At 65.5% G+C, this 14,090-nt stretch carries 11 protein-coding genes; 7 read left to right on the top strand and 4 right to left on the bottom strand.

The features are described from left to right. Positions 1-46 precede the first annotated feature (46 nt). Positions 47-283: a hypothetical protein gene (locus tag QQL87_RS31530; RefSeq protein WP_284419698.1), complete on the bottom strand. Its 237-nt coding sequence runs from the start codon at positions 281-283 to the stop codon at positions 47-49. 419 nt (positions 284-702) lie between these two features. Continuing rightward, a complete protein-coding gene (locus tag QQL87_RS31525) occupies positions 703-1,680 on the bottom strand; it encodes a magnesium transporter CorA family protein (protein WP_284419697.1) in 978 nt (325 codons plus the stop codon). A 344-nt stretch (positions 1,681-2,024) separates the two neighbouring features. Here QQL87_RS31525 and QQL87_RS31520 point away from each other — a divergent pair, with 344 nt between their 5' ends. Then, positions 2,025-2,705 (top strand): L,D-transpeptidase, encoded by a 681-nt coding sequence (locus tag QQL87_RS31520; RefSeq protein WP_284419696.1) that lies wholly within the window; start codon positions 2,025-2,027, stop codon positions 2,703-2,705. 196 nt (positions 2,706-2,901) lie between these two features. Here the strand turns inward: QQL87_RS31520 and QQL87_RS31515 are convergent, their stop codons facing one another. Then, positions 2,902-4,119, bottom strand: a complete 1,218-nt coding sequence (locus QQL87_RS31515) for an extensin family protein (RefSeq protein ID WP_284419695.1) — start codon at positions 4,117-4,119, stop codon at positions 2,902-2,904. A 127-nt stretch (positions 4,120-4,246) separates the two neighbouring features. On the opposite strand from QQL87_RS31515, the gene QQL87_RS31510 reads away from it, so the two are divergent. The 6 genes from QQL87_RS31510 (at position 4,247) to QQL87_RS31485 (ending at position 13,013) form a co-directional block, all read left to right on the top strand. Beyond that, positions 4,247-5,875, top strand: coding sequence for a fatty-acid--CoA ligase (locus tag QQL87_RS31510; protein WP_284419694.1), 1,629 nt, complete (start codon positions 4,247-4,249; stop codon positions 5,873-5,875). A 142-nt stretch (positions 5,876-6,017) separates the two neighbouring features. Continuing rightward, complete coding sequence (locus tag QQL87_RS31505; RefSeq protein WP_284419693.1) at positions 6,018-7,226, top strand: MFS transporter; 1,209 nt, start codon at positions 6,018-6,020, stop codon at positions 7,224-7,226. A 141-nt stretch (positions 7,227-7,367) separates the two neighbouring features. Next, complete coding sequence (locus QQL87_RS31500) at positions 7,368-8,240, top strand: DUF1499 domain-containing protein (protein WP_284419692.1); 873 nt, start codon at positions 7,368-7,370, stop codon at positions 8,238-8,240. Between the two features lie 129 nt (positions 8,241-8,369). Then, the gene (locus tag QQL87_RS31495; protein WP_284419690.1) at positions 8,370-11,318 is read left to right on the top strand and encodes a patatin-like phospholipase family protein; all 2,949 of its coding nucleotides are present in this window, start codon (positions 8,370-8,372) and stop codon (positions 11,316-11,318) included. Between the two features lie 32 nt (positions 11,319-11,350). Continuing rightward, positions 11,351-12,295 carry a hypothetical protein gene (locus tag QQL87_RS31490; protein ID WP_284419689.1) on the top strand — a complete coding sequence of 315 codons (945 nt, stop codon included), beginning with the start codon at positions 11,351-11,353 and terminating at the stop codon, positions 12,293-12,295. 19 nt (positions 12,296-12,314) lie between these two features. After that, positions 12,315-13,013 carry a hypothetical protein gene (locus tag QQL87_RS31485; protein WP_284419688.1) on the top strand — a complete coding sequence of 233 codons (699 nt, stop codon included), beginning with the start codon at positions 12,315-12,317 and terminating at the stop codon, positions 13,011-13,013. Between the two features lie 21 nt (positions 13,014-13,034). Here QQL87_RS31485 and QQL87_RS31480 read toward each other — a convergent pair whose 3' ends face one another. Next, entirely contained in the window at positions 13,035-13,952 is a 918-nt protein-coding gene (locus QQL87_RS31480; RefSeq protein WP_284419687.1) for an MBL fold metallo-hydrolase, read from the bottom strand. Between the last annotated feature and the right edge of the window lie 138 nt (positions 13,953-14,090).

Here is a 14,090-nt window from a genome sequence, read left to right as displayed (position 1 = left end):
TGCCAGAGCGAGGAGCGGAAATACCGCAGGGTTCGAGGACGTTCGTTCAGCCTTCGCACACCAGACCGCGCAGGATCTGGGCGGCGCGCCAGCGCAGCCGGGCGGATTCGACGTTCAGCGCGCTGGAGCAATCATCCTCGCGCTCATCCTCCTCCAGCTCGGCCCCGCAATAGATGCAGGTGCGCGGCGATAGCGCATGGGCCACGACGATGCCGGCGCGGCCGCGCTGATAGCTGGCGAGCTCGACCACGTTGTTCGATGCCGTTATGCGTTTCTCAACCATTGCCGCCTCTTGGCCATGAGCGCGATCGACGCGCCCTCAAGCTCTGCCTTGCATGCCACGCGCGGAACGCGCTCGTTGTTGGTCATGCTCACGAGCCGACTTATCGCAGAGAAGTTTCGATCAAACGTTCAGTCTTCCCGTCAAATTTTACCTGAGGAATTGAGGCGTCTTTGCAGCGGCCTTGCGGCCGACCTAACAAGTATTTCCTACTATGTCCGATGCGCGCCCAACTGTGTCGCATGACGTGCATAGCGGCATACCGGCGGCGCATTCGTTGAACGAACATGCGTCCACATCACTAACAACAGGGCGCGCGAAATGCGCCTCCCGAGCCGTCAAAGCACCGCCGCCGCATCCACACATGGCGACGCCTGGCACGATGACTGAGAGAAGCGACGGAGATAACAAGACGCGCTGCGCTACAGCCACTTCTTCAGTTTGAAGATGTAGTACGGCACGATCGCACAGATCAGCATCAGCACCAGCGCCATCGGATAGCCGTGCACCCATTCGAGCTCGGGCATGCTCTTGAAGTTCATGCCGTAGATCGAGGCGATCAGCGTCGGCGGCATCAGCACGACAGCCATGACCGAGAACAGCTTGATGATGTTGTTCTGCTCGAGATTGACGACGCCGAGCATCGCGTCCAGCACGAAGGTGATCTTGCCGGCGAGATAGGAGGCGTGGTCGCTCAGCGAAGCGACGTCACGCTGCATGGTCTTGAGCTGCTCACGCATGTCCTTCGACCATCTCACGCCTTCGACCACCGCCGACAGGAATGTGACGAGGCGCCCGATCGAGACCAGGCTTTCGCGGACCTTCGAGGTCAAGTCGCCCTTGCGGCCGATCGCGATCAGGATCTGCGAATACTGCTTCGCATGGCCGTGCCGCTCATTGTTCGGCTCGAAGATCTCGTGGCTGACCTGATCGATATCAGCGCCGACGCGCTCGAGGATGTCGGCGCAGCGATCGATCACGGCATCGAGCAGCTCCATCAGCACCATCTCGCCGGTGATCCCCGGCGCACAGCTGCGGGCGAGCTTGGCCTCGACCACTGCGAACGGCCGCGGCTGGTCGTAGCGCACCGTCACCAGGCGATGACCGGCCAGGATGAAGGTCACGGCGGTCGTCCGCGGCATGTCGGTGTCGGAGTGACACATCAGGGTCGCGGTCATGTAGCGCGCGCCGTTCTCGATATACAGGCGGCTGGAGATCTCGATCTCCTGCATGTCCTCTCGCGTCGGCACCGCGATCCCCGCCAGTTGCTCGACCGCCCGGTCCTCGGCAGCGCTCGGGTTGACCAGGTCGACCCAGACCGCGTTTTCCGGCAACGCCGAGGGATCGGTGACCGCCGCCTTCTTCAGCGAGGACTCGGACGGGACGAACACCGAGAACATGCGGAAAACTCCGAATCGCAGAACGTGGTTGTCGGGGGATTAGCGGCGGGATGCTGCTGCCTTGTGACGCAGCTTGCCGACAGGGTCCATCGGCTTTTCGCGCCAACGCCCCGCGAGCCCTGCTTCAACGCCAAGGGACGCTGAACCGTGCCATTCGGAGCACAGCTGTGGATGACCGGCCCAAACTTTGCGGCAAAAAAGCAACAATCACGGCGTTGCAGCGTGACTTGTGCGTGTATCGGCTGGCATCGAGACCGATTTTGACGATAATGGGACTTGTGGAATCGCGCTGCAGTGGTGCGGCCGTGTCATTGCAACGTCAGCTATCAATTGGAATTGGTGACATGTCGCTGAAGGTAAAACTTGGACTCCTGGCCGTCGGCCTGATGCTGTCGGGCTGCATGCAGGCCACGACCTATGAAGCGACCAACGCCCAAGCGTTCAAGCCGAAGGACAAGGAGCTTCTCGCGAAGATCCGCTACGCCAACACCCCGGTGGCCGAGCCCTATCGGCGCGCGATCGTCGACTATCACCGCAAGGAAGCGCCGGGCTCGATCGTTGTCGATTCCGATAGCCACTATTTGTATTACGTGCTCGATGGCGGCAAGGCGATCCGCTACGGCATCACCGTCGGCGAAGAGGCCATGGCGTGGTCGGGCATCGCCAAGGTCGGTGCCATGACCGAGTGGCCGGCCTGGCATCCGACCAAGGGCGAGATCGAGCGCCTGGGCGTGCCGACCTTCGTGGCTCCGGGTCCGGACAATCCGATGGGCTCGCGCGCGATGTACCTCTATGCCAACGGCAAGGACACGCTGTTCCGCATTCACGGCACCAACCAGCCGGAATATATCGGCGCCTCGATCTCGTCGGGCTGCATCCGCCTGACCAACGAGGACGCGATCGACCTCTACAACCGGGTCAAGGTCGGCACCATCGTCGTGGTGCTTGATCCGAAGAAGGGCGATTCGCCCTACAAGCCGCAGATGGCCCTGCAGGGCGGCGGCACTTACGCGGCGATGCAATAAACGCCGGCGGCGAACGAGATCAAAAAGCCGAGAAACGCGTTTAGCATCCTTTCGAGAGCGTCGGGCAACCGGCGCTCTTTTGTTTGGCCACCCAGATGTTTTGGCCACCCAGAGAAGCCGGCCAATGGCGGCCAGCTCGGAGCGGCAACGTCCCGACCAGGACCGATGCAGCTTGCGCCAGGGTACGCCGAGCGAGTCACGACCTCGTCTTGTGCTTCTTCTTGCCGGCTTTGGCCGGCGCTGGCTGCGGGGCCGCCGGCGGCGCCGGCTCGGTCTCATCGGCCTCGACCGCAGCCGCATTGCCGGGCGCAGTCTCGGGCGGCGATGCGCGCGGCGCCTCGGTGTCCGCCGCACTGCCGGCTCCCGCACGCCCCGCACTGTTGGCGCTTTTTGCTCCCTTGCCCGCTTTGTCCTCGTCGTCGGCCTCGGCCGTCTCGCGCGGCGGTGCCTCGTCCGGACGCATCGCCGGCATCAAGGGCGCGACCTTCGGCAAGGGATCGAGCACGTCCCACTGGCAGATTCGGTAGTTGCTGCGCCGTTCGGCCAGATCGAGATGGATGTGATCCTCGTGATACCAGTCTGAATCGGGCCCGAGCACGGTCGCGAAATGGGTGCAGACCGAATGCAGCACGGCCTCGCGCAGATCGCGCGGCTGGGTGCGGTCGGTCAGCTCGATCATGCGGCCGTCGGCGAGCTTGAAGCCGCGCACGTCGATCGCATTGGCGCGGCCGTGCTCCGACATCTGCGCACCGGCGATGTTGTTGCGGCCGCGGCACTGGTACGAATCGTAATTGTCCAGCGCCGCGATCGGGCTGCCGAGCCGCGCCACGAGCGGCGCGACATCGCCGCGAACCCAGCCCGCGACCGCCGTCGCCATCGTGCAGCGCATGACCGCGGCCGGCGTGACCGCCACCCGCCGCTTGTCCGGCAGCACCACCGCTTCCAGCCGCACCAGATCGTCGCCGCCGCAGGCGCCCGGCCCCTTGATTGGCGGAATCGACGGCGCGACCGCGATCTCCTCGGTAAGCGCCACGCGGCAGGCGGACGGCGGCGGCCCGGGCGGGGCCTTTAGCTCGGTCTTGGTCTCGGTCTTGGTCTCGGTCTTGGCCTGGCGATTGGTCTCGCTTTGCGGTCCGACGGGCCCGGTTTTGTCCTGCTCGCCCTCGGCCGCTGCCGGCTTGCCGGCGCCATCAGCCGAATCAGCGGTCGCGTTGGCCTTGGCCCCGGCCCGCGGCGGCGCCGCGTCGGGCCGCGGCTGCGGCAGCGGCACGACGGCTATCGGATGATCCGGTCGCGCCGCGGACGCGGACCCGGGTTGCGCGTGGGTTCGGCCGCCGTCACTGGAGCGCGCGGCCGCCGGCGCTGCGGCCATGAGCCAGCTCAAGGCGAGCCCCAGCGCAGCAGCGCTAACCATCGGGGCCGCCACGACGTCATTACCCCCACAAGCCCATTTGCGCCGGGTGCCGCGCGCGCTAAAATTCATGGAACGGACCAAAAGACCCTCGCTGCCCTAAAGCGAACACCACCGGAGGAACGACCTGATGCTTGGTTTGATGCAAGACTGGCCCCTGCTTTGTCACCGGATCATCGAGCATGCGGCGACAATCCATGGCTCCCAGGAGGTCGTGACCCGCTCGGTCGAAGGCCCCATCGTTCGCACCACCTACCGGCAAATCCACGACCGCGCTCTCAAGGTTTCACAGAAACTGACGCGCGACGGCATCAAGCTCGGCGACCGCGTCGCCACCATTGCCTGGAATACCGGCCGCCATCTCGAGGTCTGGTACGGCATTATGGGAATCGGCGCGATCTGTCACACGGTCAATCCTCGCCTGTTCCCCGAGCAGATCGGCTGGATCATCAACCATGCCCAGGACCGGATCGTCATCACCGATCTGACCTTCGTGCCGCTGCTCGAGAAGCTCGCTGACAAGCTGCCGAGCGTCGAGCGGTATGTGGTTCTGACCGACGCCGCGCACATGCCGCAGACCACGCTCAAGAACGCCGTCGCGTACGAATCGTGGATCGGCGAAGCCGACGGCGACTTTGCCTGGAGCACCTTCGACGAGAACACCGCGGCGGCGATGTGCTACACGTCCGGCACCACGGGCGATCCGAAGGGTGTGCTGTATTCGCATCGCTCCAACGTGCTGCATGCGTTGATGGCCAATAACCGGGATTCACTCGGGACGTCAGCGGCAGACACAATGCTTCCGGTGGTGCCGCTGTTCCATGCCAACAGCTGGGGCATCGCCTTCTCCGCACCTTCGATGGGCACCAAGCTGGTGATGCCCGGGCCCAAGCTCGACGGCGCCTCGGTCTACGAGCTGCTCGACACCGAGAAGGTGACCTACACCGCCGGCGTGCCGACGGTGTGGCTGATGCTGCTGCAGCACATGCAGGCGCATAAGCTCACGCTGCCGCATCTGAAGATGGTGGTGTGCGGCGGCTCGGCGATGCCGCGCTCGATGATCCAGGCCTTCCTCGACATGGGCATCGGCGTCCGTCACGCCTGGGGCATGACCGAGATGAGCCCGATCGGCACGCTCGCCACCTTGAAGCCGCCGTTCCTCGGCGCCGAAGGTGATGCCAAGCTCGACGTGCTGCAGACCCAGGGGTTCCCGCCGTTCGGCGTCGAGATGAAGATCACCGACGACGCCGGAGCCGAGCTGCCTTGGGACGGCAAGACCTTCGGCCGGCTCAAAGTGTCCGGCCCCGCGGTCTCCAAGGCCTACTACAAGGTCGACAGCAACATCCTCGATGACCACGGCTTCTTCGACACCGGCGACGTCGCCACGGTGGATGAACATGGCTTCATGCGCATCACCGACCGCTCCAAGGACGTCATCAAATCGGGCGGCGAGTGGATCTCCTCGATCGACCTGGAGAACCTCGCGGTCGGCCATCCGGCGGTGGCCGAGGCCGCTGTCATCGGCGTCTACCATCCGAAATGGGACGAGCGTCCGCTCCTGATCGTGCAGCTCAAGCCGGGGCAGACCACGACGCGCGAGGACATCCTGAAATTCATGGAAGGCAAGATCGCGAAATGGTGGATGCCCGATGACGTCGCTTTCGTCGACGGCATTCCACACACCGCGACCGGCAAGATCCTCAAGACCGCGCTGCGCGAGCAGTTCAAGAGCTACCGCTTCCCCAACGCTGCGGCCTGACAAGCCCGTCTCACGGCGCATCACAACGCGCGGCCTCTCCGTCATCGGAGAGGCCGTTCTGCTTTGCCCTGGTCCATGCAGCTGCGCCTCAGGCGTTGACGTGGCGCAAGGCGAGAAGAGATCCGGCCGGTACAAGGCTCCGATGAACACGACACGACCGCAGCCTTCGCGCACGACGTGGCGAGACGTGCCGTCGACGGTGCTGACGCTCGGGCTTGTGTCGCTCCTGATGGACATCTCCTCGGAGCTGATCCACGCATTGCTGCCGATCTTCCTCGCGACCGTGGTCGGCGCGTCCACGGTGACAATCGGCCTGATCGAAGGCGTGGCCGAAGCCACCGCGGCGATCACGAAGGTGTTCTCCGGTGCGCTGTCGGACCGGATCGGCAAGCGCAAGCTTCTGGTCGGGATCGGCTATGGGCTGGCGGCGCTGACCAAGCCGGTGTTTCCGCTTGCCAGCACGTCGTGGGAGATCCTCGCCGCGCGCTTCGTCGACCGCATCGGCAAGGGCATCCGCGAGGCGCCGCGTGACGCGCTGATCGCCGACGTCACTCCGGACAACATCCGCGGCGCAAGCTACGGCCTGCGCCAGTCGCTCGACACGGTCGGCGCCTTTTCCGGCCCCCTCCTCGCGGTGGCCCTGATGGCGCTCTACGCCAACGACTTCCGCGCGGTGTTCTGGTGGTCGGCACTGCCGGCCGGGCTCGCCGTGCTGCTCATCCTGTTCGGCCTGCACGAGCCGCAGGAGAGCGCGCCTGCGCCGCGCCGCGATTGGCCGATCCATGCGCGCGAGCTGCACCGGCTGCCGCGCCCTTATTGGATCGTCGTCGCCATCGGCGCGGTGTTCGCCTTGGCGCGCTTCAGCGAGGCGTTCCTGGTGCTCAAGGCGCAGGCCGATGGCCTTGCCCTGTTCCTGATTCCGCTGGTCTACGTGCTGATGAACCTGATCTATGCCGGCGTCGCCATGCCCGCCGGCATCCTCTCCGACCGGATCGGCCGCAGCAACGTGCTGACCTGCGGCCTCGTCGCGCTCACAGCCGCCGACCTGACATTGGCCTTCGTGCCCGGCCTGGTCGGCACCGCGATCGGTGTCGCGCTCTGGGGGCTGTATCTTGGACTGTCACAGGGGCTGCTCTCGGCGATGGTCGCCGATACCGCCCCGCCGGACTTGCGCGGAACCGCCTTCGGCCTGTTCAACCTGATCAGCGGCGGTGCGCTGCTCGTCGCGAGCCTGCTGGCAGGATGGCTATGGAACGCCCATGGGCCGCGCGCCACGTTCATGACCGGCGCGGCATTCTCCCTCGCAACCATCCTGCTGATGCTGACGGCCTTGCGCACCCGCCCCCGCTGAGCCGCCTCGCATCGTGTCCGGATCACCGCTCCGTCTGGGGCAGAGCCCTCTTGAATTTACCCCATCCGCGTGGTCTCACACAGGTGACCCGGCCGTCCGGCACCACGCTGGCAGCGGCCCAACCCGGCAGCTCCTCACACGATGGCCCGCAGGTTCCACGCCCCCTATCTGTCGGAGCCGACCTCCAGCCTTGCGACATGGACCCGCAATCTGGCGGTATTTTCGGTCGTGGCGGTGCTGGTCTCGGTCCTGATCCTGCGCTTCGATTTCCTGGAGATGAAGCCGGCGCTCGCCACCTTCTTCGGTGCACTCGGCCTTGCCGTGCTGTCGATCCTGCTCGGCCTTGCCGCTTTCGTCGCGATCTGGCGCAACGGCAGCCGCGGCATGAGCCGCGTCCTGCTCGCCTTCATGATCGATGCTGTCGTGCTGGCCTATCCCGCCTATCTGGCGCTGCAGAATCGCAAGCTGCCCAAGATCTATGACATCACGACCGACCCGGTCGATCCGCCGCGCTTCGAGGCGCTGGCGCCGCTGCGCAACGGCGACGGCACCAACACGGCCGCCTATGCCGGGCTCTATTCATGGGAGCAGCAGCGGACATTCTATCCGGACATCGAGCCGGTGCAGGTCGAGCTGCCGCCCGATCGCGCCTACGCCGTCGCGCTGAAGCTGGTCAACCGCCGCAAATGGTTCGTGGTCGACGAGCGCGCGCCGCTGCCGCCGCGCCGCGAGGGCCGCATCGAGGCGGTGGCGCGGACGCCGATCATGGGCTTCCGCGAGGACATCTCGATCCGAGTGAAGCCTGACGGCGAGGATTCCCGCATCGATGTCCGGTCCGCCTCGCGCTATTCCGGTTCGCCCTATTTCGACTCCGATCTCGGCAGCAACGCCGCGCGCGTCAACAAGCTGCTCGAGGATCTGTCGAACGCCGGCGAGGCCGAAGCCCAGAAGCCGGTGAAGAAGATCACGCCGCCGCCGGTGGCGAAGGCAAACGCGAAGACGGTGAAGAAGTAGCCGGCCTGACGTTCGCAAGCCTCGCGTTTGCAAGCCTCGCGGTTGCACGTCCAGATCGCGATTGAAAGCACCATCAACTCATGTTTAGCTTTCCCGACCTTGATGCAATCGAGGCGATTGGGATCGGCCATGATGATTCGGGACGTGGGGGACGTCCTTCTAGACGAATGGGCCGAGGTCCATCGTCGCCGCACGGCCGCATCAGGTGACGCTCCCACCCGTCCCGCACCACCGGCCCCCTCCGATACCGACGACAAGCTGCAGGCCTACTGCAAGGAAGCCGTCAATGTTGAGCCGCCGCTGTCGGCGATCTGCCTGTCGGGCGGCGGCATCCGCAGCGCCGCCTTCGCGATCGGTGTGCTGCAAGCCCTTGCCAAGCGCGGCATCCTCGACAAGTTCGACTATCTGTCGACGGTCTCCGGCGGCGGCTATGCCGGCAGCTTCCTGACGGCCTGGATCCAGCGCGCCGGCTTCGACGACGTGCTCTCGCATCTGAGGGGCGAGCATCCGACCGACGCGGCATCGCCGCTGCGCCATCTGCGCCGCTACAGCAACTATCTCAATCCGCACACCAGCCTGTTCTCCGCGGACCAGCTGACGAATGTCGTGCTGTACATCCGCAACCTGCTGCTCAACTGGCTCGTCATTCTTCCCGTGGTCATGCTGCTGATCGTCCTGACCAAGCTGGCTGCCATGGCCGCCTGGGCGACGCCGGCCGACGCGTGGGGCATGGTGGCGATCGTGGCTGTCTCCTTCATGGGCATCAGCTTCGTGGATTCCGTCGGCCAGCGTCCCGGACCGCATGACGAGACCGCGGACTCGCATCTGGCCAAGTTCTATCTCTATGAGATCCTGCCGATGCTGCTGGGCGCGAGCCTCGCCACCATCGCGGCGATGGGATTGCTGCAGCAGTCCGGGGCGGCGCTGTCGCTGAAGGTCGTCGCGCATCTGGCGCTCACCGGCAGTGCCACGGCTTTGCTCGCTTGTCTGATCGGCCTGTATTTCTCGCAGTTCGCGCCGGCACGGACGGACCCGCCGGTGAAGGCGTGGTCGACGGCGAAAATCGTCCTTGCCATGATCGCGAGCTGGACGATCAGCGCCGCAGTGATCGGGCTTGCCGTTTACGGCGCGGCGCAGCTCCCGGCGGCCGCCCTGCCCGCACCGCTCGAAACCGGGCACCTCTTCGTCGTGCTCGGACCGCCCGTCTTCATCCTGGCTCTGTTCCTGGGCGAGATCATCTACGTCGCGATCACCAACGCCAACGATTGGGGGGACGCGGAGCGGGAGTGGCTCGCGCGTGCGGCTGGCCATCACATGACCGCGGCTGCGGCCTGGATGATCCTGTTCGGGCTCGTGCTGATCGGATCGGCCGTTTTCATCGACTATTTTGGGCATCGCGGAACGGCGACCTCGCTCAATCAGACGGCCGCGACCCTGGCCGGCGCCGGCAGCCTTGCCGGCGCCGTCACGGCGCTGCTGGCGCGAGCGAAGGACACGGCGGCGACCTTGCAGAAGCAGGTCGCGTCGTGGAAGGACCTGCCGCGCAATCTCATCATGGCGGTGGCCACCACGGTATGCGTCGTCTTCATCCTGATCGCGCTCTCGGCGATGATCGACTGGAGTCTGTTGTCGGGTTCGCTGAAGCCCAGCAATGCCGTGTCAGCGCTGAATGCGCGGGTTCATCTGTCTGACATCGTCGACCCGGACGCCGTGCTTCCGGCCTGGCTACAATCATTCTGGCTGGTCGGCGGCCTCCTGGCCGTCGCGCGATGGCTCACGATCACGCTGGTGCTCGTCGGGCTGGCGGCGCTGCTCGTCGGGCTGTTCGCCTCCTATTTCGTCAACATCAACCGCTTCTCGATGCACGGGGTCTATCGCAACCGCCTGATCCGCACCTTTCTCGGGGCCTCGCATCGCGACCGCAGACCCAACGAGCTGACCGACTTCGACACCACCGACAATATCGACCTCGCCAGGATCTGGCCCGGCACGCTCGCGGAGCGGCCGAAAGGCAGCGGGGCGCTGCCGCCGCTCCTGGTGGTGAACATGTCGCTGAACGTCGTCGGGTCGAGCCAGCTCGCATGGCAGGAGCGCAAGGCGGTTTCGTTCACCGCGACGCCGCGCTGGATCGGTGCCGGCGAGCTCGACTGGTCGGAGACGGACAGCCTCGCGGCCGGCAGACCAGCGACACGTCCGGTCACCGGGACTGCGGCGCGGCAGGCGACGAAGTTCAAGGGCTTCTACCGCGCCGCCTCGGACTACGGCGACAAGCTGTCGCTCGGCAGCACCATGACGATTTCGGGCGCGGCTGTCAGCCCGAACATGGGCTACAATTCATCGCCCGCCTACAGCATCCTGATGACACTCTTCAACGTCCGGCTCGGGGCCTGGTACGGCAATCCCGGCCCGAGCGGCGAGAAGGTGTATCAGCACTCCGGGCCGATCATCTCGGCCGTGCCACTGGTCGCGGAGGCACTGGGCATCACGACCTCGGACCGCCGCTACGTCTACCTTTCCGACGGCGGGCATTTCGAGAACCTCGGCATCTACGAGATGATCCGGCGACGGTGCCGCTTGATCGTCGTCAGCGATGGCGGCGAGGACCTCAAGATGACGTTCGAGGATCTCGGCAATGCCGTGCGGCGGGCGGAGCTCGATTTCGGCGCCCAGATCCGGTTTGAAACCTTCCGTATCACCGGCAAGGTCGATGAAGCCGATCCGTGTTTTGCCATCGGCGAGATCACCTATCCGGAAGCTCGCGAGAACAAGGGTATCCTGGTCTATGTGAAGCCTTGCCGCGACGACAAGGCTCCCATCTCGGTGCGCAGCTACGCCGCGCTCAACGAGGCGTTTCCGCACGAGCCGACCACGGACCAGTTTTTCGGCGAGACCCAGTTCGAGGCCTATCGCGCGCTCGGCGAGCACGCGATCGGCACGATCTTGCCGGCAGGCGGGATCGCGGACTTGAAGTCATTGCTGCGCGCCATCGATGCCGCAGCCCGCACAATCCGGCGCCGCGCCACGGCCGCGCCGGCCGCAACACAGCCGATCACTCCCAAGCGCAAGGGAGCCAACTGATTGCAGCTCGTCAATTTGACAGGGACAGGCCCATGATCATTCCTCACCCGGCGCGCGCGACGATTGCCGTGATCTGCGTCGCAGCCTCGCTCAACGGCGCCCGCGCCCAGACGCCGGATTGGAACGATGACCGGCGACTTTGCGGGGAGCTCGCCGACAAGACCTCCGGTCTCGTCGTCGTGTACCCGCCATATTCCGATGTCGACAGCGCGGCCATGCCGCTCAGCGACGGGCGCCGCTATCTCCGCGTCGGCAAGGCGCCCCTGCCCTGGCTCGCGGAGGCGCGCTTCATCTTCATTCCGGGTCCCAACGTCACGATGCGTCCGGGCAACGAGGCGGTCTGGAACGTCCGGACCGAGACGGTCGAGACGCCCGCGGCCGAAGCGCCAGCCTTTCCCCGCTTCCAGGTCCGTTACGTCACGCTCTGGCGCCCCGGCATCAGGACAAACTGCGCCAAGGACGCGCCCTTGGAACAGTTCGGCGACAACAACCGCCACGTCACACTCTACGAGTTCGCCCAGCACCACACGATCGATCCGGCCGACAACCTGTCGCGCAGCCCCAAGATCTACAAATATCTGCACATGCCGCTCGATCCGGATTGCCGGCAATCGACCGACGACGAGAAAGTCTCGGGTCCCGACCGCTGGGACGCCTACGGCTTCGAGAAGATCCCGAACGATTCGCGGCTGGTCCGGACCATCTTCCGCGATCCCAACAGTGCGAGGGCCCGGGACAGCATCGGGGTTGGCGACGAGCTGCGGGCGGCCTATACGATGGAGTTCACCATCGTGACCGGCCAGGACCGTACGGTGCCGGCCTGCTTCGGCTTCACCGTCCCCGTCCCGGTGCAGCGCAATTTCTTCGGCTTCGTCGACACCCACGGCGAGTGGCATCCGTACCGGACCAAGATCAGGCTCCGTCGCATGCCGGGCGGGGGCGTACAGAGTCTCGAGGTTCGCTGGAAGCCGCGCTAGGCGGCTGGGAGAACGCAAGATGACCACGGATGTGGAGCATGAGCGAGCCCCGATTCGGGCATCGGAGGCGCTCGAATGGCTGAGATTTCCGAGCGCGCAGGTCGTCAACAACAGGCAGACCGAGCGCTGGCTGGCCGCGCTGATCTGGCTGTCGATGCCGTTCATGCTGCATCTCCTGCGCACGGCTCCCGGAGGATGGGGAACGCTCCTCAACAGCCCGGAGTATTTCATCTACGCCGTCATCGACGTCATCATCACGCTGCTCCTTCTCTATCTGAGCGTTCTGCTGCTCTCGTCGTTGCTGGTTCATGGCGAGAGCGTGGAGACGCAGGCCGCCAGCCGCCGCACAGCCGTGAGGATCTGGATGGATGCGATCGTGTCCTGCTTCGGGCTGACGGCGATCCTGCTCTCCGTCTCGACCTGGATCGCGAAGCAGTTCTCCAATCACGGCACCACCGATGCGATCGGCCTGCTCCTGAATCGCGAAGTGGGACCGTGGTCCTGGGTGATCCAATACGGCTACGCGCTCGCTGCGGCCCTCGCCCTGAGTGCCGTCATTCGCTGGCGGTCACAGCGGCGCAGCGCGGCGTGGTCGGATGTCGATGCCGCCCTACCCGAGCCGAACCTGCTGCTCGTCGCGTTGTTCGCCTATGGATTGTTGAAGTGGGCGATCTACGTGACGCTCTATCCCTTCGCCTACTTCACGATCGGCAACTGACCAGGCGCGCAGGAATAGAGATCAGGCCAGCCGATAGGTGCCGCCGATGACCGGATCGCCCTCTGTTGCGACCACGCCGCGGGCCACCAGGTCCTCCAGATGCGCCAGCACGGAATAGCCTGCCGCCGTGGTGAGCCGCGGATCGATGCCGATATAGATCGCGCGCACCATTGTCGGAATGTCCGCCTCGCTTTTGCCGAGGCGATGCAGGATGGAGGCTTCGCGCGCCTGACGGTGGCGCAACAGGAAGCGGGTGTAGCGTGGGCCTTCGAGGATTTCCGGGCCATGGCCTGAGAAATAGAGCTCCTCGGGCCGCGCGGCGAGCCGCTCCAGCGAGGCCATGTAGTCGACCATCGAGCCGTCGGGCGGCGCCACGATCGAGGTGGCCCAGCCCATCACGTGATCGCCGACGAAGGTCGTGCTGCGCTCGGCCCAGGCGAAGGCGAGATGGTTGGCGGTATGGCCGGGCGTGGCGACCGCCTCGACCTGCCAGCCCTGCCCCTCGATGACGTCGCCGTCAGCCACCGTGACATCCGGAGCGAAGTCGCGATCGACGCCGGATTCCGGATTGTGCTTCTCGCTTTCGTAGCGCGGCCGCGAAGCCCGGTGCGGGCCTTCGGCGTAGACCGTCGCGCCGGTCGCGGCCTTCAGCCGGCCGGTGTTCGGCGAGTGGTCGCGATGGGTATGCGTGACCAGGATGTGCGTCACGGTCTCGCCCCTGACGGCATCGAGCAGCGCCTGCGCATGATCAGCATTGTCCGGGCCGGGATCGATGATCGCGACCTTGCCCTGGCCCAGGATGTAGCTGACCGTGCCGGTGAAGGTGAACGGACTCGGATTGTTGCAGAGGACGCGCCGGATGCCCGGGCGCACCTCGTCGACGACTCCAGCAGCAAGCGGGAAGTTGCGGTTGAACGGGACGTCGTCATTGTCGGCCATGGCGTGACTTCCTGCGTGTGGGGCAGACTGCCGCCCCACTCTCCGCCGTCATACCCCGCGAAAGCGGGGTATCCAGTAGTTCGAGACGGTCGTGAGTCTAGAGGGGCCGGTGTGTCCTGGATCGTCCGCTTTCGCGGA

The organism is Bradyrhizobium sp. SSBR45G (assembly GCF_030159255.1).
Lineage (GTDB): Bacteria > Pseudomonadota > Alphaproteobacteria > Rhizobiales > Xanthobacteraceae > Bradyrhizobium.
Note: the sequence above shows the minus strand (reverse complement) of the source record. Positions and strands in the feature narration are given on the sequence as shown.